The 18,745-nt window shown below is 64.7% G+C and carries 13 protein-coding genes; 12 read left to right on the top strand and 1 reads right to left on the bottom strand.

The genetic code is table 11. The annotated features are described in order from the left end of the window. The first annotated feature begins 75 nt into the window (after positions 1 to 75). The 3 genes from rpmE to LU671_RS02975 all read left to right on the top strand — a co-directional run bounded on the left by rpmE (position 76) and on the right by LU671_RS02975 (position 2,563). On the top strand, positions 76 to 291 hold the full coding sequence (rpmE, locus tag LU671_RS02965; RefSeq protein WP_110735343.1) for a 50S ribosomal protein L31: 216 nt from the start codon (positions 76 to 78) through the stop codon (positions 289 to 291). 2 nt (positions 292 to 293) lie between these two features. Then, positions 294 to 1,115 (top strand): thermonuclease family protein, encoded by an 822-nt coding sequence (locus tag LU671_RS02970; RefSeq protein WP_232854906.1) that lies wholly within the window; start codon positions 294 to 296, stop codon positions 1,113 to 1,115. Positions 1,116 to 1,294: 179 nt separating this feature from the next. Next, entirely contained in the window at positions 1,295 to 2,563 is a 1,269-nt protein-coding gene (locus LU671_RS02975) for a malic enzyme-like NAD(P)-binding protein (RefSeq protein ID WP_110735339.1), read from the top strand. A 188-nt stretch (positions 2,564 to 2,751) separates the two neighbouring features. On the opposite strand, the gene LU671_RS02980 is transcribed toward LU671_RS02975, so the two are convergent. Next, positions 2,752 to 5,202 (bottom strand): penicillin-binding protein 1A, encoded by a 2,451-nt coding sequence (locus LU671_RS02980; protein ID WP_442799981.1) that lies wholly within the window; start codon positions 5,200 to 5,202, stop codon positions 2,752 to 2,754. A 169-nt stretch (positions 5,203 to 5,371) separates the two neighbouring features. On the opposite strand from LU671_RS02980, the gene pilM reads away from it, so the two are divergent. The 9 genes from pilM to LU671_RS03025 all read left to right on the top strand — a co-directional run bounded on the left by pilM (position 5,372) and on the right by LU671_RS03025 (position 18,694). Then, entirely contained in the window at positions 5,372 to 6,268 is an 897-nt protein-coding gene (pilM, locus tag LU671_RS02985; protein WP_232854908.1) for a type IV pilus biogenesis protein PilM, read from the top strand. After that, positions 6,265 to 6,804 carry a PilN domain-containing protein gene (locus LU671_RS02990; protein WP_232854909.1) on the top strand — a complete coding sequence of 180 codons (540 nt, stop codon included), beginning with the start codon at positions 6,265 to 6,267 and terminating at the stop codon, positions 6,802 to 6,804. Before pilM ends, LU671_RS02990 begins: the two co-directional genes overlap by 4 nt. A gap of 59 nt (positions 6,805 to 6,863) precedes the next feature. Further along, the gene (locus LU671_RS02995; protein ID WP_232854910.1) at positions 6,864 to 7,817 is read left to right on the top strand and encodes a pilus assembly protein PilP; all 954 of its coding nucleotides are present in this window, start codon (positions 6,864 to 6,866) and stop codon (positions 7,815 to 7,817) included. Further along, positions 7,774 to 8,997, top strand: coding sequence for a type IV pilus secretin PilQ (locus tag LU671_RS03000; protein WP_232854954.1), 1,224 nt, complete (start codon positions 7,774 to 7,776; stop codon positions 8,995 to 8,997). The genes LU671_RS02995 and LU671_RS03000 overlap by 44 nt, the downstream gene beginning before the upstream one ends. Positions 8,998 to 9,001: 4 nt before the next feature. Further along, the gene (aroK, locus tag LU671_RS03005) at positions 9,002 to 9,520 is read left to right on the top strand and encodes a shikimate kinase AroK (RefSeq protein WP_186712005.1); all 519 of its coding nucleotides are present in this window, start codon (positions 9,002 to 9,004) and stop codon (positions 9,518 to 9,520) included. 94 nt (positions 9,521 to 9,614) lie between these two features. After that, a complete protein-coding gene (gene aroB / locus LU671_RS03010; protein WP_232854911.1) occupies positions 9,615 to 10,712 on the top strand; it encodes a 3-dehydroquinate synthase in 1,098 nt (365 codons plus the stop codon). Between the two features lie 15 nt (positions 10,713 to 10,727). Continuing rightward, complete coding sequence (locus LU671_RS03015) at positions 10,728 to 12,350, top strand: AAA family ATPase (protein ID WP_232854912.1); 1,623 nt, start codon at positions 10,728 to 10,730, stop codon at positions 12,348 to 12,350. A 374-nt stretch (positions 12,351 to 12,724) separates the two neighbouring features. Beyond that, the gene (gltB, locus tag LU671_RS03020) at positions 12,725 to 17,170 is read left to right on the top strand and encodes a glutamate synthase large subunit (protein WP_232854913.1); all 4,446 of its coding nucleotides are present in this window, start codon (positions 12,725 to 12,727) and stop codon (positions 17,168 to 17,170) included. Positions 17,171 to 17,275: 105 nt separating this feature from the next. Continuing rightward, positions 17,276 to 18,694 carry an FAD-dependent oxidoreductase gene (locus LU671_RS03025; RefSeq protein WP_232854914.1) on the top strand — a complete coding sequence of 473 codons (1,419 nt, stop codon included), beginning with the start codon at positions 17,276 to 17,278 and terminating at the stop codon, positions 18,692 to 18,694. The last annotated feature ends 51 nt before the right edge of the window (positions 18,695 to 18,745 follow it).

Consider the following 18,745-nt stretch of genomic DNA (forward strand, 5'->3'; position numbering starts at 1 on the left):
ATTATTCGCCGCCTAATTACGTGCGGTATTCAACAATAGGTGTTGGGTGGCGGCACGCAGCTCGAGGAAGTGACCATGAAAGCAGATATTCATCCGAACTACGAAGTAGTTGCAGTCACCTGCAGCTGCGGCAACAAGTTTGAAACCCGTTCGACCCTGGGCAGCGTCCTGGCGATCGACGTTTGCAACCTGTGCCACCCGTTCTACACCGGTAAGCAGAAAGTCCTGGACACCGGTGGTCGCGTACAGAAGTTCGCCGATCGCTTCGGCATGTTCGGTGCCAAGAAGTAATCATGCGCATGGCGAATCTTTCGAGGTTCGCGTTGCTGCAAAAGAAGGCGCCCCTTGTGGGCGCCTTTTTTGTGGGCGCGATCTGGCATTTTCCGGCCCTGGCGTTCTGTCCGTTGTCCGAGCAGCCGCAGCAGGTGACGGTGCGCCAGGTGGTCGATGGCGATACCCTGCGCCTGAGTGACGGGCGCAATGTGCGGTTGATCGGCATCAATGCGCCCGAGATCGGTCGCAAGGGCCGCACCAGCGAGCCCTACGCCGAGGCAGCGAAGCGGCGTCTGCAGGCGCTGGTCGAGGCCAGCGATGGCCGCGTCGGCCTGGTCCCGGGCGAAGAGCCCAGGGACAAGTACGGTCGTACCCTGGCGCACATCTATAGCCGTACTGGCGACAATCTCGAAGCACAACTGCTCAGCGAAGGCCTTGGCTACCGGGTTGCCATTGTCCCCAACGTGGCCTTGTCGGGCTGTCAGCAACAGGCCGAGCAGCAGGCGCGCAACGCCGGAACCGGGTTGTGGCGACAGTCGCCGGTTGTACGTGCGGGGGATGTCAGGCAGTCCGGTTTTGCCGTGATCGGCGGCCAGATCAAGGGTATCGAGCGCAACCGCGGCGGTATCTGGCTGGAGCTCGACGATGCGGTAGTGCTGCAGATCCCCGCTCGTCTGCAGCAGCGCTTTCCCGCCAGCTTCTTCGCTAACCTCAAGGGACGCCAGGTCGAGGCGCGTGGCTGGGTGCTGGATCGATCCCGCAAGGGCGGGCTCAAGCCCGGGCAGCGACGCTGGCTGTTGCCATTGACCGATCCGAGCATGCTGGCGACTGTTCCAGGCTAAATAGTTGTAGACATTCTTATGCTGGATTGTACACACTGGCTTCCGTAAGCCCCGTGGGTTATAGCGTAAAGTCGTAGGCCAAAGGCCTTGACACATAGTGACCGGGCAGTCTTGTCGCCCCCCGGCTCTTTGCGTATCCTCGGCGGTCCGTCAGAACAGTAAACAGCGGAATGCCCATCATGTCAGACCTGAAAACCGCCGCTCTCGAATACCACGCCCAGCCCCGTCCGGGGAAACTGAGCGTCGAGCTCTCCAAGCCCACCGCCACCGCCCGTGACCTCGCCCTGGCCTACAGCCCAGGCGTCGCCGAACCCGTGCGCGAGATCGGCCGTGATCCGGAGCTGGCCTACAAGTACACCGGCAAGGGCAACCTGGTTGCGGTGATCTCCGATGGCACCGCCATCCTCGGTCTGGGCGACCTCGGCCCGCTGGCTTCCAAGCCGGTGATGGAAGGCAAAGGTGTTCTGTTCAAACGTTTCGCAGGTATCGACGTGTTCGATATCGAAGTCGAGTCTGAGAGCCCACAGGCCTTCATCGACACTGTTCGCCGCATCTCCATCACCTTCGGCGGCATCAACCTGGAAGACATCAAGGCACCTGAGTGCTTCGAGATCGAGCGCACCCTGATCGAGCAGTGCGACATTCCCGTGTTCCACGATGACCAGCACGGTACCGCCATCGTTACCGCCGCGGGCATGATCAACGCCCTGGAAATCGCCGGCAAGAAGCTCGAGGAGGCGAAGATCGTCTGCCTGGGCGCCGGCGCCGCCGCCATCTCCTGCATGAAGCTGCTGGTGAGCATGGGTGCCAAGGTCGAGAACATCTTCATGATCGACCGCAGCGGCGTGATCCACGCTGGCCGCGACGACCTGAACCAGTACAAGGCCCAGTTCGCCCACGCCACCGACAAGCGCACCCTGGCCGATGCCCTGGATGGCGCTGATGTGTTCGTCGGTCTGTCCGGTCCGAACCTGCTGAGCGCCGAAGGCCTGAAGTCGATGGCCGCCAACCCGATCGTGTTCGCCTGCTCGAACCCGGACCCGGAAATTGCTCCGGAACTGGCTCACGCCACCCGCAGCGACGTGATCATGGCCACCGGTCGTTCCGACTACCCGAACCAGGTCAACAACGTACTGGGCTTCCCGTTCATCTTCCGCGGTGCCCTGGACGTTCGCGCCAAGCGCATCAACGAAGAAATGAAGATTGCCGCCGCCATCGCCCTGAAGGACCTGGCCAAGCTGCCGGTGCCCAAGGAAGTCTGCGAAGCCTACGGTGTGCAAGGTCTGGAGTTCGGTCGCGAGTACATCATTCCGAAGCCGCTGGATGCTCGCCTGATCACCGTGGTTTCCGATGCCGTGGCCAAGGCCGCCATCGAATCCGGCGTGGCCACCCTGCCGTATCCGAAGCACTACCCGCTGAAAAGCGTGGATGACGTGTTCAACGGCTGATCCGGTCGTAGCGTCATGAAAAAGCCCCGGCTCGTGAGAGTCGGGGCTTTTTGTTTGCTTTTGGATTCACCGAAGCCATTGTGGGAGCGGGTTTACCCGCGAAGGCATCGTTGGCTTCGCTGAAGCCTTCGCGGGTAAACCCGCTCCCACAGGATCGAAGTTGCCTTTGAGGTTTGTCGTTTACCTGGTCAGAACAGGTCCATCGGCGCCGCTTCATCTGCCGGCAGCGGGCTGCCAGGTGCCGCGCCATTGCCCAGCTCGTCCACGGACGGTGGCGAGTCCTCGGCCTTGAACAGTTCGAAGTAGGCATTCGGCGTGCCCGGCGTGGCGGCGCGGCCGCTGACCGGGTCGACGCGCAGGCTGAGAATGCCTTCAGGTTCGGCCGGGGCGTGCTCAGGCTTGTCCTTCAGCGCCGCACCCATGAAGCTCATCCAGATCGGCAGCGCCACGGTGCCGCCGTACTCGCGTCGGCCCAGGGTTTCCGGCTGGTCGAAGCCGACCCAGACGGTGGTGACGTAGTCGGCGTTGTAGCCGGAGAACCAGGCGTCCTTGGACTCGTTGGTGGTACCGGTCTTGCCCGCCAGGTCCGCACGGCCGAGGGCCAGGGCGCGACGGCCGGTGCCGCGCTTGATCACGTCCTGCAGCATGCTGGTGAGAATGTACGAGGTGCGGCCGTCGATGATCTGCTCGGCCACGGCAGGCACTTGCGCTGCCGGGGCTGCCTGGCCGAGGGCCGACGGTGCTTCACCCGGCATTGGCGCGACGCTGATCGCTTGCTCGGGGGCGGCGAGGCCGGCCTGGTCCTGGCTACCCTGGGGCACCCGTGCCGGGTTGGCGGTGAACAGGGTTTCGCCGTTGCGGCTTTCGACGCGCTCGATCAGGTAGGGGCTGATCTTGTAGCCGCCGTTGGCGAAGGTGCTCCAGCCGGTGGCGATCTCCATCGGCGTCAGGGTCGCGGTGCCCAGTGCCAGCGACAGGTTGCGCGGCAGGTCCTGCTTGTTGAAACCGAACTTGGCGATGTAGTCGATGGTGCGGTCCACGCCCATGGCCTGCAGCAGGCGGATCGAGACCAGGTTGCGCGACTTGTACAGCGCCTCGCGCATGCGGATCGGGCCAAGGAAGGTATTGGTGTCGTTCTTTGGGCGCCAGACCTTGTCCAGGTACTCGTCGACGAACACGATCGGCGCGTCGTTGACCAGGCTGGCGGCGGTGTAGCCGTTGTCCAGCGCGGCGCTGTAGACAAAGGGCTTGAAGCTCGAACCCGGCTGGCGCTTGGCCTGCATGGCGCGGTTGTAGTTGCTCTGCTCGAAGGAGAAGCCGCCGACCAGGGCGCGGATGGCGCCGTTGTACGGGTCGAGGGTGACCAGGGCGCTCTGGGCGCCAGGCACCTGGCTGAACTTGAGCTTGCCGTCCTCCAGGCGCTGCAGGCGTACCAGGTCGCCGACCTGAGCCACGTCGGCCGGCGACTGCGGCGAGCGCCCCTGCGAGTTGCTGTTGAGGTACGGGCGCGCCCATTTCATGGTGTCCCAGGCCACATTCTCTTCCAGGCCGCCGCGACTCATCACCTTCAGGCCGGTCTTCTCGACCTGGGTGACGATGGCCGGCTCCAGGCCGCCGAGGGTGCGCTGCTTGCCCAGCTCCTGCAACCAGGCCGCGCGCGTCTTGCCCGGGAAGCGTGCCTCGGGGCCGCGGTAACCGTGGCGCTCGTCGTACTCGCTGAGGCCGTTGAGCACCGCGCTGTTGGCCATCTGCTGCATGTCGCTCGGGACCGTGGTGGTGACGCGGAAGCCTTCGGTATAGGCGTCGCTGCCGTAGCGGCCGACCATCTCGGCGCGGGCCATCTCGGCGACGTAGGGGGCGTTCACCTCCGGAGTCGGCACGTGGTAGCTGGCGTTCAGCGGTTCGGCCAGGGCCGCCTGGTAGCTGGCTTCGTCGATCTTGCCGAGCTTGTACATGCGCCCGAGGATCCAGTCGCGGCGCTCCTTGGCGCGTACCGGGTTGGCCAGCGGGTTGAAGCGCGATGGCGCTTTGGGCAGGCCGGCGATCATCGCCATTTGCGCCAGGCTCACGTCGCGGATCGACTTGCCGTAGTACACCTGCGCTGCGGCATCGATGCCATAGGCGCGGTTGCCCAGGTAGATCTTGTTGACGTAGAGCTCGAGGATCTCGTCCTTGGTCAGCTCGCGTTCGATCTGCAGGGCCAGCAGGATCTCGTTGGTCTTGCGCGAGAAGCTGCGCTCGCTGCTGAGGAAGAAGTTCTTCGCCACCTGCATGGTGATGGTGCTGCCGCCGGTCTGGATATGCCCGGACTTGAGCAGCTGCGATGCCGCGCGCATCAGGCTGCTCGGATCGACCCCGTAATGGTTGAGGAAATTGTCGTCTTCGGCGGACAGAAGCGCCTGGATGAACTGTGGGGGAATTTCCTGGAACTTGATCGGCGAGCGCCGCATTTCGCCGAACTCGGCAATCAGCTTGCCGTCGCTGCTGTACACCCTCAGGGGGATTTGCAACTGGACGCTTCTGAGCGAGTCGACCGAGGGCAGGCTGGGGCTAAGATACAGAAACGCACCGCTCACACCGAGCACGAGCGCGCAGATGACGGCGACGAGAGACCACCAGAAGAACTTCAGCAGACGTATCAAGGCTTTTGGGTGTCCAGGTTGAGGAGTGGATTGCGCGCGGGGCCGGCGGACAGAAAAACGCTGGCCATTATAAGCATTTTTCGTCCCACCGGGTGACCGCCCGGGACGCGGGACGAGCGCTCGCGCCGCAACGGCGCGGGCTGCCGATGACCAGGAAGAAACAGCCATGCTTGGACGCTTTGGTAGGGGCACCGGTTCACTGCTGGGGGTGGAAATTGCCTCCGACTCCATACGAATGCTGCATCTGCACCGCCAGCGCGGCGGTTGGCGTTTACAGGGGTGGGCGCAGGAGCGCTTCGAGCCTGCGCTGCCTGACAGCGCCGCATCCAACGAGGCAGAGCGGTTGGTCATGGGATTGCGGCGGGCCCATGATCAATGTCGGACGAGGCAGTTCCGGATCGCCCTGGCATTGCCCGCCTCCCAGGTGATCTGCAAGGTGTGCCGGGTAGCTGCCGGGCTGACCGACCTTGATGTCGAGGCCGCCGTGCTGGTTCAGGCCGAACAGCTGTTCCCTTTTCCGCTGGAGGATCTCGCCCTGGACTTCTGGGTGCAGGGTGCATGCGCTGACGATCCCGGACAGTTCGAGGTACTGGTGGTGGCTTGCCGGCAAAGCCAGCTCGATCCGCTGGAGCGGGTGTTCGCCAGGGCCGGATTGCAGCTTGAGGCCGTGGAGGTAGACAGCTTCGCGCTACGGCGAGCATTGCTGCCTGAGGTGCCGGCTCGTGGAGCGGTACTGCTGCAATTGGAGCCGGGCGAAGTGGTCATGCACCGCTGGCACGGCAGCCCCGCGCCGCAACGACAGCGGCTCGCCCTGGGCTCGCCGGCGCAATGGAGTGAGGCTGTCGATGATCTCTGGCGGTTGGGTGAACGGGCGCCCGTAGAGGAAGTTGTCCTGTTCGGCTGCGCTGCTGATGAGGACCGGGCGGCGTATTTGCGAGAGCACTTGGGTGTGAAATGCCAGGTGGGTTGCCCACTCCCTCTGGCCGGCCTGCTGGAGAGGGATGGCCTGCGCGCAGCTTCGATGGTCCTGGCCTGCGGGCTGGCCATGGGAGGCCGGGCATGATGGCGAGACTGAACCTGATGCCTTGGCGCGAGCAGCGTAGGGCCAGGGTTGTGCGACGATTTCAGATCATGCTGGTTGTCGCCCTGGTAGTGGCACTGTGCGGGGTCATATGGCTCGATCAGATGGCGCGGTCGCGTCTGGCCAGGCAATCACTGGTCGTCGCCTCGCATCAGGCGGAGCTTGAGCGGCTCGATGCCACCTTGAGGCAGGTCGATCAGCTGCGCGGCAGGCGGGCGGCGTTGCAGGCCGAGCATGCCGCAGTGTCCGCACTGGACGCCGGGCGATCGCAGATGCCCGGCCTGTTCCTCGCCCTTGAGCAGGCCCTGCCAGAAGGCGCTCGCTTGACGGAGGTGGATGTTGAGGCGGGGCGCCTGCGCCTGGGCGGCCTGGCGGCCTCCGCGTCGGTGGTCGCCCGGTTCATGCGCGATCTGGAGCAAGTGGGCATGGTGCGGAACCTCGAGCTCGTTCACATCAGGCGCCATGTCCAGGGGGACGAGTTCCTGCTGGCGGCGCGATTGCTGGCGGGCGAGTCGTGAACCGCCTCTGGCCCCTTGACTGGCAGGCGTTGGCTGGCCGGTCGGGAGTGGTGAGGGCCATGGTGTGCCTGGCGCTCGTGCTCATGGTTGCTTGCGTGGGCTACCTGGTTCGTCTGCGTGATCCGGTTCAGGGGCATGTCGAGTCTGTCCGACTGCAGCTCCAGCTACAGGACGAACTGGAGGAGCGCGGGGCGCGCCTCGTCGAACTGGGTGTCGAGCAGCAGGCGCTCGAGCACGCACGGGTGCTTTTGCAGGCGGCACGATGGCGGCTGGCCGCGGGAGAGGGCATGAGCGAGCTGCTCGACCAGCTGGCGTTATCGGGGCATGAGCATGGCCTGGTATTCGAGCGAGTCGAAGTGCAGGAGGCACAGCAGGCTTCAGTGTATCGGGTGCAACCGCTGGAAATCGCGGTGTCGGGACAGTATCCGGCGCTGCGCCTGTGGCTGGAGCAATGGCTGCGGCAATTGCGTCTGTTGAGCGTGGAGCGGCTCAGGCTGGCCCTGAAGGATGAGGGGATTGGGCGAGTTGATGCTCAGCTACGACTACATGCCTACCACCCCGGAGAAGAGCTGCCGGTCCCGGCGTCATTGGCGGATGAGCCGGCCCAGGCAATCTTGTCGAAGAAGACGGCATTCGATCCGTTCCGGGCCTGGTCACCTCCCAGAGAGGGCGGTGACCTGGCGCATGTTCCTTTGGCACGGCTGGAGATGGTCGGCAGCCTATCGCGTGCAGGGTGGCGACAGGCCTTGCTGCGCTCGGGAGGTCGCCTGTATCGGATTGCGCAGGGCGAGCGGTTGGGGCTCGAAGGGGGTGTCGTGGTAGCCATCGAATTCGACCGGGTGGAGGTCCATGAGCGGATCTATAGCGATGGGCGCTGGCAGGCGCGCCCCAGGTATCTGGTTCTTGGAAAGCATGTGCAAGGAGAGGTCAGGGATGAGACCGACGAGAGGGTGGAGCGGCGCGCTATTGATGCTGGGGCTGCAGATGGCGCAGGCCGAGACGTTTCAGGGTGAGCCGATGTCGCTCAACTTCCAGGATGTCGAACTGCGTTCGGTGCTCCAGGTCATGGCCGACCACGCGGGCATCAACCTGGTGGCCGGCGATTCGGTGCAGGGGCGGATAACCCTGCGTCTGGAGGATGTGCCCTGGGGCCAGGCGCTTGACCTGGTGTTGCGCAGCAAGGGGCTGGGCAGGCGCCAGGAGGGGAATGTGCTGCTGGTCGCTCCCCTGGCCGAACTCGCCGGGCAAGCCCAGGACATGCGTCAGGAGGTATTGCTGGAGCCCCTGCAGCGTGAATTGATCCCTGTGTTCCATGCCAAGGCCGGCGAGCTGGCGGAGCTGTTGCTGGCGAGCCTGGCTGACGACGGTGCCCTGGCCGGGCGTGGCAGCCTCAGTGTGGATGCACGCACCAATACACTGGTCGCCACCCAGCCTGCCGCCCGGCTCGCCGAACTGCGCAGGCTGGTCACACAGCTGGATGTGCCGGTGCGCCAGGTCATGATCGAGGCACGGATCGTCGAGGCCAATGTCGATTACGATAAGGCCTTGGGCGTGCGCTGGGGTGGACCGCTGTATGGCGCGGAGCGCCGGCTGGGCAGCGACCTGTTCGTCGACCTCGGGGTCGAGCGGGCCGGTGCCGGGCTCGGGGTGGGGCTGCTGCGCAGCGATATCCTGCTCGACCTGGAGCTCAGCGCCATGGAAAAAAGCGGCAATGGCGAGATCATCTCCCAGCCCAAGGTGGTCACGGCCGACAAGGAAACCGCGCGCATCCTCAAGGGCACCGAAGTGCCTTACCAGGAAACCACCCGCAGCGGCGCCACGTCGGTTTCCTTCCGCGAGGCGTCCCTGTCGCTGGAGGTGACCCCGCAGATCACGCCGGACGGCAAGGTGATCATGGCGGTGCGGGTGACCAAGGACGAGCCGGACTTCATCAATGCCCTCAACGATGTGCCGCCGATTCGCAAGAACGAGGTCAACGCCAAGGTGCGGGTAACCGATGGGCAGACCATTGTGATTGGTGGCGTGTACTCGACGTCGCAGAACAAAGTGGTCGACAAGGTGCCATTTTTCGGCGATCTGCCGTATGTTGGACGGCTGTTTCGACGCGATGCATTACAAGAGAAAAAATCCGAGCTGCTGGTCTTCCTGACTCCGCGTATCATGAGTGACCAGGCGATTGCTGTGAGTCGTTGATTCTGTGCGAAATTTGATACTTGTGGGGCCCATGGGCGCTGGTAAAAGCACCATCGGGCGCCTGTTGGCCAAAGAGCTGCGCCTGCTGTTCAAGGATTCCGACAAGGAAATCGAACTGCGAACCGGCGCCAACATCCCGTGGATCTTCGACAAGGAAGGCGAACCGGGCTTTCGTGACCGCGAGCAGGCGATGATCGCCGAGCTCAGCGCGCTCGATGGCGTGGTCCTGGCCACCGGCGGCGGCGCGGTGATGCGCGACGCCAACCGTGCGGCGCTGCGTGCCGGCGGGCGGGTGGTCTACCTGCACGCCTCGGTGGAGCAGCAGGTGGGGCGTACCTCACGTGATCGCAACCGGCCGCTGTTGCGCACCGCCAACCCGGAAGCCACGTTGCGCGCCCTGCTGGAGACACGCGACCCGCTTTATCGCGAAATCGCTGACCTGGTGGTGGAAACCGACGAACGGCCACCACGCATGGTGGTGCTCGACATTCTCGAGCGCCTGCAGAAGTTGCCGCCCCGCTGAGCGGGGTCTATCCTCGGCGACCAACGCCGAGACGGGGTTGAACGTCACCGCGCGGGGCCGCACCGCCGCGCGTCCAAGCACATTGTGGGGATACATGCAGACACTAAAGGTCGACCTGGGCGAACGTAGCTACCCGATCTACATTGGCGAAGGCCTGCTGGACCAGCCCGAGCTGCTGGCGCCGCACATTGCCGGACGGCAGGTCGCCATCGTCTCCAACGAGACCGTCGCGCCGCTGTACCTCGAACGCCTGAGCAAGACCCTGGGTGCCTACTCGGTGCTGCCCGTGGTGTTGCCGGACGGCGAGGCCCACAAGAACTGGGAAACCCTGCAGCTGATCTTCGATGCGCTGCTCACCGCCCGCCATGACCGTCGCACCACCGTGGTCGCCCTGGGGGGCGGCGTGATCGGCGACATGGCCGGCTTTGCCGCGGCCTGCTACCAGCGCGGCGTCGACTTCATCCAGGTGCCGACCACGCTGCTGTCCCAGGTGGACTCGTCGGTGGGCGGCAAGACCGGCATCAACCACCCGCTGGGCAAGAACATGGTGGGTGCCTTCTATCAGCCCAACGCGGTGCTGATCGACACCACCAGCCTGAAGACCCTGCCCGGACGCGAGCTGTCCGCGGGCCTGGCCGAAGTCATCAAGTACGGCCTGATCTGCGACAAGCCGTTCCTCGCCTGGCTCGAAGACAATATGCGGGCGCTGCGCGCCCTGGATTGCGTCGCCCTGACCGAGGCCATCCGCCGCTCCTGCGCGGCCAAGGCCGCCGTGGTCGGCGCCGACGAGCGCGAATCGGGCGTGCGTGCCACGCTCAACCTTGGCCATACCTTCGGCCATGCCATCGAAACACACATGGGCTATGGCGTCTGGCTGCACGGCGAAGCCGTGGCGGCGGGTACGGTCATGGCCCTGGAAATGTCCATGCGCCTGGGCTGGATCGACCAGCCGGCGCGTGATCGCGGAATTCGCCTGCTGCAGGACGCAGGATTGCCGGTGGTGCCACCACAGGAAATGACCCCGGCGCATTTCATGGAGCACATGGCGGTCGACAAGAAAGTGCTCGACGGGCGCCTGCGCCTGGTGCTGTTGCGCCAGCTGGGCGAGGCCGTCGTCACCGACGACTATTCGACAGAGATTCTACAGGCCACCCTGGCGGCGGATTACCGCGCGATCGTGGCCCAGCTTTGAGGTTGTGACAACGCAATGACCAGTCTGCATGCCGATGAGGCGTTCCTCGACCATTACCAGTTGAGCCACGATCCGTTCGCACCGCGAGTGCCCGGCTTCAAGTTCTTCCCCGCCCAGCGCAAACCCGTGCTCGGCCAGCTGCACCACCTGGCGCGCTACAGCCAGCTGATGCTGGTGGTCAGCGGCCCGGTGGGCAGCGGCAAGACCCTGCTGCGCCAGGCCCTGGTGGCCAGCACCAACAAGCAGTCGGTGCAGAGCGTGGTGGTGTCCGCCCGTGGCGCCAGTGACGCAGCCAGCGTGCTGGGCCAGGTGGCGCAGTCGCTGAACGTGGCGCAACCGGAGGTGCAGGCGATCCTGTCGCAGGTAGTGCAGCTGGCGCTGACCGGCCAGGAAGTCTATCTGCTGGTGGACGATGCGGAACAACTCGACGAGTCGGCACTCCAAGCGTTGCTGGAGTTGGCGGCAGGCGTGGCCGAAGGGCGCCCGCATGTGTTCCTGTTCGGCGAGCCTTCGCTGATTGCCGGGCTGGAAGAACTCAATACCGATGGCGAGCGCTTCCATGTCATCGAGTTGGCCCCGTACAGCGAGGAAGAGACCCGCGAGTACCTGGAGCAGCGCCTGGAGGGCGCCGGCCGGGGCATCGAGGTGTTCAGCGCCGAGCAGATCGTCGACATCCACGAAAACTCCGACGGTTGGCCTGGGAACATCAACCAGGTTGCCCGCGATACCTTGATCGAAGCCATGATCGCCAGCCGTACCACGGTCAAGCGACCATCCATGGGGTTCAAAATGCCTAAGAAACACGTGCTCGCGTTGTCCGCTGTGGTCGTGGTCGCCGTTGGCGCGGCGGTCCTGATGCCCAAGAAGGGTGACAAGGCCCCGACCGAGGCACCGGCCGCCCAGGCCCAGCTGCCGCTCGGACAGGGTGCGAACGGCGGCGCGCCCGCCATCGAGTTCTCCGGTTCCTCGCAGCCAATGCCGCTGCCGCTGGTCGGCCAGTCGCAGCCGGTGATGCGTGAGCCGCTGGCCCAGGCCGCCGGCATGGGCGAAGGCGAAGAGGGTGGGCCAGCGGGCGATACCGCCCTGCAGCCTGCCGCGCCGTCGGCCGCCGTGCCGCCGACCGTGACCACCATCGCGCCGCCACAAGGTGCCACCGCCAGCCCGGCACCGGCCCCTGCCCAGCCGGTGACCACCGCTCCGGTACAGCCGGTTGCGCCTGCGTCGAAGCCTGTCGCAACCCAGCCGGCAAAACCGGTTGCACCTGCAAAGCCGACTCCGGCTCCGACCCAGGTCGCCAGCGCCAAGCCCGCCGCTAAACCTGTCGAGAAACCAGCCGCGGGCGGCGCCGGTAACAGCAGCTGGTATGCCGGCCAGAAACCGGGCAATTACGTGGTGCAGATCTTCGGCACCAGCTCCGAGGCGTCGGCCCAGTCGTTCGTCAAGGCGCAGGGTGGCGACTATCGCTACTTCAAGAAAAACCTGCAGGGCAAGCCGCTGTTTGTCGTCACCTACGGCAACTTCGCCAGCCGCGACGCCGCCGCTGCGGCAATCAAGAACTTGCCAGCCAAGGTCCAGGCTGGTAAACCTTGGCCACGTACCGTCGGCAGCGTCCAACAAGAGCTGGCCACGGCCCGCTGATACCTTCCGGGCGGCACCACCCCGCCGCCCAGTTGCTGAGCGACTTCTAGCTTTCGATCAGCCTGCTGCGCCCGAGCGCGGCAGGCTTTTCTGTCCCAGACTGCCGGCCACAAGCCCTGTGTTGCAGTCATGGCTGAAACGCTTCAGACTCCAGCCTAGCCGCTATCACGGCGCATGGCGCAAAAACATTCAAAATTGCGACATAAATTTTCAATGGTGAGACATGAAAATTTGTGGGCATCGCTGTCGCTGTGCAACAATGGTTTTCCATGACCACCGCAAAAAAGCTGGCGTTTGATCGACGTGGATGGTAAGTGGTTGTTAAAAAAGAGATTTGCCTCCGGTTGAGAGGTGAACCTGGTGAGAAAGTGTCTATGAAAACAGGTCTGTACCATCCCGAAGAATTCAAGGACAACTGTGGTTTCGGCCTGATCGCCCATATGACGGGGCAGCCGAGTCACCACCTTCTGCAAACCGCCATGCAGGCGCTGACCTGCATGACCCACCGCGGCGGCATCAACGCCGACGGCAAGACCGGTGACGGTTGCGGTCTGCTCATGCAGAAGCCCGATCAATTCCTGCGTGCCGTGGCCCAGGAGCACTTCGCCGTCGAGCTGCCCAGGCAGTACGCCGTCGGCATGGTGTTCTTCAACCAGGACCCGGTCAAAGCCCAGGCCGCCCGCGCCAACATGGACCGCGAGATCGTCAACGCCGGCCTCAAGCTGGTCGGCTGGCGCAAGGTGCCGATCGACACCCGCGTCCTCGGCCGCCTGGCCCTGGAGCGCCTGCCGCAGATCGAGCAGGTGTTCATCGGCGGCGAAGGCCTGAGTGACCAGGAATTCGCCATCAAGCTGTTCAGTGCCCGTCGCCGTTCGTCCGTGGCCAACGCCCACGACACCGACCACTACATCTGCAGCTTCTCGCACAAGACCATCATCTACAAAGGCCTGATGATGCCGCGCGATCTCGCGGCGTTCTATCCGGACCTGGGCGATGAGCGCCTGCAGACCGCGATCTGCGTGTTCCACCAGCGCTTCTCTACCAACACCCTGCCGAAGTGGCCGCTGGCCCAGCCCTTCCGCTTCCTCGCCCACAACGGCGAGATCAACACCATCACCGGCAACCGCAACTGGGCCATGGCCCGACGCACCAAGTTCGCCAACGACCTGATCCCCGATCTCGAAGAGCTTGGCCCGCTGGTCAACCGTGTCGGTTCCGACTCCTCGAGCATGGACAACATGCTGGAGCTGATGGTCACCGGCGGCATCGACCTGTTCCGCGGCGTGCGCATGCTGGTACCACCGGCCTGGCAGAACGTCGAGACCATGGACGCCGACCTGCGCGCCTTCTACGAATACAACTCCATGCACATGGAGCCGTGGGACGGCCCGGCCGGCATCGTCATGACCGAAGGCCGCCACGCGGTGTGCCTGCTCGACCGTAACGGCCTGCGCCCGGCGCGCTGGGTGACCACCACCAATGGCTACATCACCATCGCCTCGGAAATCGGCGTGTGGGGCTACCAGCCCGAGGAAGTCCTGGCCAAGGGCCGTGTCGGCCCAGGCCAGATTCTCGCCGTGGACACCGAGACCGGGCAGATCCTCGACACCGACGCCATCGATAACCGTCTGAAGTCGCGCCACCCGTACAAGCGCTGGCTGCGCCAGCACGCCACACGCATCCAGGCGACCCTGAGCGACGACCAGGGCGTGGCCAGCTACGACGCCGACCAACTCAAGCAGTACATGAAGATGTTCCAGGTCACCTTCGAGGAGCGTGACCAGGTGCTGCGCCCGCTCGGCGAACAAGGCCAGGAAGCGGTCGGCTCGATGGGCGACGACACGCCGATGGCCGTGCTGTCGCAGCGCGTGCGCTCGCCGTACGACTTCTTCCGCCAGCAATTCGCCCAGGTGACCAACCCGCCGATCGACCCGCTGCGCGAAGCGATCGTCATGTCCCTGGAAATCTGCCTGGGCGCCGAGCGCAACATCTTCCAGGAGTCCCCCGAGCACGCCTCGCGGGTGATCCTCAGCTCGCCGGTCATCTCGCCCGCCAAGTGGCGTTCGCTGATGAACCTGGAACGCGAAGGTTTCGACCGCCAGCTGATCGACCTCAACTATGAAGAGAGCGTCGGCCTGGAAGCGGCGATTCGCAACATCGCCGACCAGGCCGAGGAAGCCGTGCGCGGCGGCAAGACCCAGCTGGTGCTGAGCGACCGCTACATCGCCCCAGGCAAGCTGCCGGTGCATGCCTCGCTGGCGGTCGGTGCGGTGCACCACCGCCTGACCGAGCAGGGCCTGCGCAGCGACAGCAACATCCTGGTCGAGACCGCCACCGCCCGAGACCCGCACCACTTCGCCGTGCTGCTGGGCTTCGGCGCCTCGGCCGTCTATCCGTACCTTGCCTATGAAGTGCTGGCCGACCTGATCCGCACCGGCGAAGTACTGGGCGACCTGGACGAAGTCTTCAAGTACTACCGCAAGGGTATCTCCAAGGGCCTGCTGAAGATCCTGTCGAAGATGGGTATCTCCACCATCGCCTCGTACCGTGGCGCGCAGTTGTTCGAAGCGATCGGCCTGTCCGAGGAAGTGGTCGGCCTGAGCTTCCGCGGCGTGCCGAGCCGTATCAAGGGTGCCCGTTTCGCCGACCTGGAAAGCGACCAGAAACTGCTGGCCGCCGAAGCCTGGAGCGCACGCAAGCCGATCCAGCAGGGCGGCCTGCTGAAGTTCGTCCATGGTGGCGAATACCACGCCTACAACCCCGACGTGGTGAACACCCTGCAGGCCGCCGTGCAGCAGGGCGACTATGCCAAGTTCAAGGAATACACCACGCTGGTCGACCAGCGCCCGGTGTCGATGATCCGCGACCTGCTCAAGGTCAAGGTGGCCGACCAGCCGTTGGCACTGGACCAGATCGAGCCGCTGGAGGCGATCCTCAAACGCTTCGACTCTGCCGGTATCTCGCTCGGTGCCCTGTCGCCGGAGGCACACGAGGCCCTGGCCGAGGCGATGAACCGTCTGGGCGCGCGCTCCAACTCTGGCGAGGGCGGCGAAGACCCGGCCCGCTACGGCACCATCAAGAGCTCGAAGATCAAGCAAGTGGCCACCGGCCGATTCGGTGTGACGCCGGAGTACCTGGTCAACGCCGAAGTGCTGCAGATCAAGGTCGCCCAGGGCGCCAAGCCCGGCGAGGGTGGCCAGCTGCCAGGCGGCAAGGTCAACGGCCTGATCGCCAAGCTGCGCTACGCCGTACCAGGCGTGACCCTGATCTCGCCACCGCCGCACCACGACATCTACTCGATCGAAGACCTGTCCCAGCTGATCTTCGACCTCAAGCAGGTCAACCCGCAGGCGCTGGTCTCGGTCAAGCTGGTCGCCGAAGCTGGCGTCGGCACCATCGCCGCCGGCGTGGCCAAGGCCTATGCCGACCTGATCACCATCTCGGGTTATGACGGTGGTACCGGCGCTTCGCCGCTGACCTCGATCAAATACGCCGGCGCCCCGTGGGAACTGGGCCTGGCCGAAACCCATCAGACCCTGCGTGGCAATGACCTGCGCGGCAAGGTGCGGGTACAGACCGACGGTGGCCTGAAAACCGGCCTGGACGTGATCAAGGCCGCCATCCTCGGCGCCGAGAGCTTCGGCTTCGGCACCGCGCCGATGATCGCCCTGGGCTGCAAGTACCTGCGCATCTGCCACCTGAACAACTGCGCCACGGGCGTCGCCACGCAGAATGACAAGCTGCGCAAGGATCACTACATCGGCACCGTCGACATGGTGATCAACTTCTTCACCTTCGTCGCCGAAGAGACTCGCGAGTGGCTGGCCAAGCTCGGCGTGCGCAGCCTGGGCGAGCTGATCGGTCGCACCGACCTGCTCGACGTGCTGCCGGGCGACACCGAGCGCCAGCATCACCTTGACCTGTCGCCGCTGCTGGGCAGCTCGCACATCCCGGCCGACAAGCCGCAGTTCTGCGAAGTCGACAAGAATCCGCCGTTCGACCAGGGCGAACTGGCCGAGAAGATGGTCGCCATGGCCTTGCCGGCGATCCGCGATCAGGCCGGTGGCGAGTTCAGCCTCGACATCTGCAACTGCGACCGCTCCATCGGTGCGCGCATCTCCGGCGAAATCGCCAGGCTGCACGGCAACCAGGGCATGGCTGCAGCGCCGATCACCTTCCGCTTCAAGGGCACCGCGGGCCAGAGCTTCGGCGTGTGGAACGCCGGTGGCCTGAACCTGCACCTGGAAGGCGATGCCAACGACTACGTCGGCAAGGGCATGACCGGTGGCAAGCTGACCATCGTGCCGCCTGCCGGCAGCCCATTCGAAACCCAGCACAGCGCCATTGTCGGCAACACCTGCCTGTACGGTGCCACCGGCGGCAAGCTGTTCGCCGCCGGCACCGCGGGCGAGCGCTTCGCTGTGCGTAACTCCGGCGCCCACGCTGTTGTAGAGGGCACCGGCGATCACTGCTGTGAATACATGACCGGCGGCTTTGTCTGCGTCCTGGGCAAGACCGGTTACAACTTCGGTTCTGGCATGACGGGCGGCTTCGCCTACGTGCTCGATATGGACAATAGCTTCGTCGACAAGCTCAACCACGAACTGGTGGAAATCCAGCGTATCAGTGGTGAGGCGATGGAGGCCTACCGCAGCCATCTGGCGCGGGTCCTGGGCGAGTACGTGGAGGAAACCGGCAGCGAGTGGGGGCGTGAGCTCTCCGAGAACCTGGACGACTACGTGCGGCGCTTCTGGCTGGTCAAGCCGAAGGCGGCCAATCTCAAACAACTGCTGTCCAGTACCCGTGCCAACCCGCAGTAAGAACAGCTGCAAGTGACGGCCCCGTGCGCGGGGCCCGTCCTGCTCAAGTGATTGTCTTGCAGCTTGCGGCCCAAGGCCGGCAACTGCGGTAAAGAGGTTTGAAAAATGGCTGAACGTCTGAGCAACGACTTCCAGTTCATCGAAGTGGGCCGCAAGGACCCGAAGAAAAAGCTGCTGCGCCAGCGCAAGAAGGAGTTCGTCGAGATCTACGAACCCTTCAAGCCGCAGCAGTCCGTGGAGCAGGCGCACCGCTGCCTGGGCTGCGGCAACCCGTATTGCGAATGGAAGTGCCCGGTGCACAACTTCATCCCCAACTGGTTGAAGCTGGTCTCCGAAGGCAACATCCTGGCCGCGGCTGAACTATCGCACCAGACCAACACCCTGCCGGAAGTGTGCGGCCGCGTGTGCCCGCAGGACCGTCTGTGCGAAGGGGCCTGCACCCTGAACGACGGCTTCGGCGCGGTGACCATCGGCTCGGTGGAGAAGTACATCACCGACACCGCCTTCGCCATGGGCTGGCGCCCGGACATGTCCAAGGTCAAGCCCACCGGCAAGCGCGTCGCCATCATCGGTGCCGGCCCTGCTGGCCTGGGCTGCGCCGACGTGCTGGTACGCGCGGGCGTGACCCCGGTGGTGTTCGACAAGAACCCCGAGATCGGCGGCCTGCTGACCTTTGGCATCCCCGAGTTCAAGCTGGAAAAGACCGTGTTGAGCAATCGCCGCGAAGTCTTCACCGGCATGGGCATCGAGTTCCGCCTGAACACCGAGGTGGGCAAGGACATCAGCATGGAGCAGCTGCTCGCCGAGTACGATGCGGTGTTCATGGGCATGGGCACCTACACCTACATGAAGGGCGGCTTCCCGGGCGAGGACCTGCCGGGCGTGCATGACGCGCTGGACTTCCTGATCGCCAACGTCAACCGCAACCTCGGTTTCGAGAAGTCGCCGGAAGACTTCATCGACATGCAGGGCAAGAAGGTCGTGGTCCTGGGCGGTGGCGATACCGCGATGGACTGCAACCGCACCTCGATCCGCCAGGGCGCCAAGGCCGTGACCTGCGCCTATCGCCGTGACGAAGCCAACATGCCGGGTTCGCGCAAAGAGGTGAAGAACGCCAAGGAAGAGGGCGTGAAGTTCCTCTACAACCGCCAGCCCATCGCCATCGTCGGCGAGGACAAGGTCGAAGGCGTGAAGGTGGTCGAGACCCGTCTCGGCGAGCCGGATGCCCGTGGCCGCCGCAGCCCCGAGCCGATCCCGGGCTCCGAGGAGATCCTGCCGGCCGATGCCGTGGTGATCGCCTTCGGCTTCCGCCCGAGCCCGGCGCCGTGGTTCGAGCAGCATGGCATCCAGCTGGACAGCCAGGGCCGCGTGGTGGCGCCGGAGAAGGGCAAGTTCAAGCACCAGACCAGCAACCCGAAAGTGTTTGCCGGTGGTGACATGGTGCGGGGGTCGGATCTGGTGGTAACGGCCATTTTCGAGGGCCGCACGGCCGCTGAGGGGATCCTGGACTACCTCGAAGTCTGATCGATTGTCGTGGCCGCTTTGCGGCCCTTTCGCGGCACAAGGCCGCTCCTG

The sequence above is a fragment of the Pseudomonas sp. NMI760_13 genome (assembly GCF_021283245.1).
GTDB lineage: Bacteria > Pseudomonadota > Gammaproteobacteria > Pseudomonadales > Pseudomonadaceae > Aquipseudomonas > Aquipseudomonas peradeniyensis.

Coding starts and splice junctions, on each gene's coding strand:
- LU671_RS03025 (WP_232854914.1), top strand. CDS start 17,276: ATGGCTGAACGTCTGAGCAACGACTTCCAGTTCATCGAAGTGGGCCGC.
- LU671_RS02975 (WP_110735339.1), top strand. CDS start 1,295: ATGTCAGACCTGAAAACCGCCGCTCTCGAATACCACGCCCAGCCCCGT.
- gltB (WP_232854913.1), top strand. CDS start 12,725: ATGAAAACAGGTCTGTACCATCCCGAAGAATTCAAGGACAACTGTGGT.
- aroB (WP_232854911.1), top strand. CDS start 9,615: ATGCAGACACTAAAGGTCGACCTGGGCGAACGTAGCTACCCGATCTAC.
- LU671_RS02990 (WP_232854909.1), top strand. CDS start 6,265: ATGATGGCGAGACTGAACCTGATGCCTTGGCGCGAGCAGCGTAGGGCC.
- pilM (WP_232854908.1), top strand. CDS start 5,372: ATGCTTGGACGCTTTGGTAGGGGCACCGGTTCACTGCTGGGGGTGGAA.
- LU671_RS02995 (WP_232854910.1), top strand. CDS start 6,864: ATGGTGTGCCTGGCGCTCGTGCTCATGGTTGCTTGCGTGGGCTACCTG.
- LU671_RS02970 (WP_232854906.1), top strand. CDS start 294: ATGCGCATGGCGAATCTTTCGAGGTTCGCGTTGCTGCAAAAGAAGGCG.
- LU671_RS03000 (WP_232854954.1), top strand. CDS start 7,774: ATGCTGGGGCTGCAGATGGCGCAGGCCGAGACGTTTCAGGGTGAGCCG.
- LU671_RS03015 (WP_232854912.1), top strand. CDS start 10,728: ATGACCAGTCTGCATGCCGATGAGGCGTTCCTCGACCATTACCAGTTG.
- rpmE (WP_110735343.1), top strand. CDS start 76: ATGAAAGCAGATATTCATCCGAACTACGAAGTAGTTGCAGTCACCTGC.